Annotated in this window: 1 pseudogene; it reads right to left on the bottom strand. The window is 74.4% G+C overall.

The annotated features are described in order from the left end of the window. Positions 1–2,255 (bottom strand): annotated as a pseudogene (locus BU204_RS29680) (hypothetical protein); the annotation flags it as partial. Positions 2,256–2,387 lie beyond the last annotated feature (132 nt).

The following is a 2,387-nucleotide window of genomic DNA, read 5'->3' as shown; positions in this document are numbered from 1 at the left end:
CCGGTTGGCTCGCTGGTCGGCCGGCCGGGGGTGGCTGGTCCGTCGGTGTCGGTCGGTTCACCGGTGGCGGTTGACCTGTCGGTGCCAGTTGGCTCGTGGGTGCTGGTTGGCTCGCTGGTCGGCCGGCCGGGGGTGGCTGGTCCGTCGGTGTCGGTCGGTTCACCGGTGGCGGTTGACCTGTCGGTGCCAGTTGGCTCGTGGGTGCTGGTTGGCTCGCTGGTCGGCCGGCCGGGGGTGGCTGGTCCGTCGGTGTCGGTCGGTTCACCGGTGCCGGTTGGGCCGTTGGTGCTGGTCGGCTCGTCGATGCTGCCGGTTGGCTCGTCGGTGCCGGTCGGGCCGTCCGTGCTCGTTGGGGCGTCGACGCTGCCGGTCGCGGTGGGGCTGGTGTCGGCCGCTGGCTCGGTGGTGCTCGTGGCGGGCTCGGTTGCGCCGACTGCTGGCTCGACCGGGCTGGTCGCCGGATCAGCGTCCCTGGCCGGGTGGATGTCGTTGGACGAGTCTTCCGGAGGGGTTTCGGCGCTCGGGGTCGTTTCGGCCGTGGCCGGGGCGAGGTCGGTCGAGGTGGAGGGCTGGGGCTCGTCGTTCTCGGGGTGGGTGGGGGGTGCTGCCTCGGTGGGGGCGGCGGTGTTCACCTCGGCGGCGAGCTGGTCGCGGGTGAGGTTGGTCGGGGCCGGGTCGGCCGCGAGGGGGTTGTCGGGAGTCGTCTCCCTGGGGTTGCGCGCCTCGTGGTCGTGCCGGTTGTCGCGGCGGTCGTTGGCGCGGTCGCGTGAGGTGGGGCGGTTGTCGCCGGTGCGGCTCCTGTCGCGACGGTCGTCGGAACCGCGGCGGTCCGAACCTCGGCTGCGGAAATCGCCGCGGTCGGCACTTCGGTCGCGGGAGCCTGGACGGTTCGCGTCGCGGTCGCGGAAACTGCCGCGGTTCGGGTCGCGGTCGCGGAAGCCGCCGCGGTCGGCACTTCGGTCGCGGGAGCCTGGACGGTTCGCGTCGCGGTCGCGGAAACCGCCGCGGTCGCGGTCGCCGCGGGGGGAGTCGCGGTCGCGGAAACCGCCACGGTCACGGGAGCCCTCGCGGTTCGCATCGCGGTCGCGGAAACCGCCGCGGTCGCGGTCGCCGCGGGAGGAGTCACGGTCGCGGAAACCGCTGCGGTCGGGGCGGTCGCGGTTGGCGCGGTAGTCGGGGCGGTCGTCACCCTTGCGGTAGCCGCCGCGGTCGCGGGAGCCCTGGTAGTCGCTGCGGTCGCCGGTGCGGCCGTAACCACTGCGGTTGTCGTCGCGGTTGCGGGCGTCGCCGCGGTCGCGGAAGTTGCCGCGGTTGTTGTCGCGGTCGCGGAAGCTGCCGCGGTTGTCCTCGCGGGGGCGAGAATCACCGCGGTCGCGGAAACCGCTGCGGTTGTCGTCCCGGGCGCGGAAATCACCGCGGTCGCGGGAGCTGCCGCGGTTTGGGCCGCGGTCACGGAAGTCGCGGCGGTTGTCGTCGCGGTTGCGGAAGTCGCCGCGATCGCGGGAGTTGTCCCGGTCGCGGTAGTCGCCGCGGTCCCGAGAGTTGTCCCGGTCGCGGTAGTCGCCGCGGTCCCGAGAGTTGTCCCGGCTGCGGTAGTCGCTGCGGTCGCGGGAGTTGTCCCGGCTGCGGAAGTCGCCGCGGTGGCGGGGATTGTCACGATCGCGGGAGTCGCCGCGGTCGCGGGAGTCGCGGCGGTCGTCGGTGCGGTTGTGGGACGGGCCGCGGTCGCGGTAGTTGCCGCGGGTGGGGTCGGTGTCGCGGGTGCGGCGGTCGGGCCTGTCAGCTCTGTCGGAGGAGCGGGGGTAGCGGGGGCGGTCGTCCGAGCCGGTGGGGCGGGGGCGGTAGTCGCGGCGGTCGTCGGTGCGGGACTCGTCCTGGCGGACGGGGCGGCGGCCGAAGCCCTGGCGCGGCGTGTCCGCGGAGTCGCGGTGGGGGCGGTTGTCCTCACGCCCGCGGTCGCGGCGGTCCGCGTTGCGGGGGTAGTCGGCCTGGGAGCGGTCGCGGGAGTAGTCGTCGCGGCGGCGGGGGGTGTCGCCCTGGCGGTAGCCGGCGCGGGAGGGGGAGTCCGAGCGGCGGTAGGGCCTGTCCGACTGGTCCGAGCGGCGGGGGTCGCGGTCGCGGGGGGCGGCGCCACGGTGGGGGGCGTCGGAGCGGGAGCGCTTGCCTTGGGGCTTGCCGCCGGTGTTGTAGGAGGGACGGCCCCTGCGGGGGTCGTCGTTGTAGGGCGCTTCATCGCGTCGCCCGTGTTCTGCCACTTGATCCTCCGCCGCCCGGGACATCTCCGACCACCATTCAACACGCCGAAACGCCGAAGAGCCCTCCGGGGTGACGGAGGGCTCTTCGGGAATGAATGCTCGGCGGTGTCCTACTCTCCCACACCCTGTCGA

This window comes from Actinophytocola xanthii (assembly GCF_001921205.1).
In the GTDB taxonomy this organism is placed as follows: domain Bacteria; phylum Actinomycetota; class Actinomycetes; order Mycobacteriales; family Pseudonocardiaceae; genus Actinophytocola; species Actinophytocola xanthii.
Note: the sequence above shows the minus strand (reverse complement) of the source record. Positions and strands in the feature narration are given on the sequence as shown.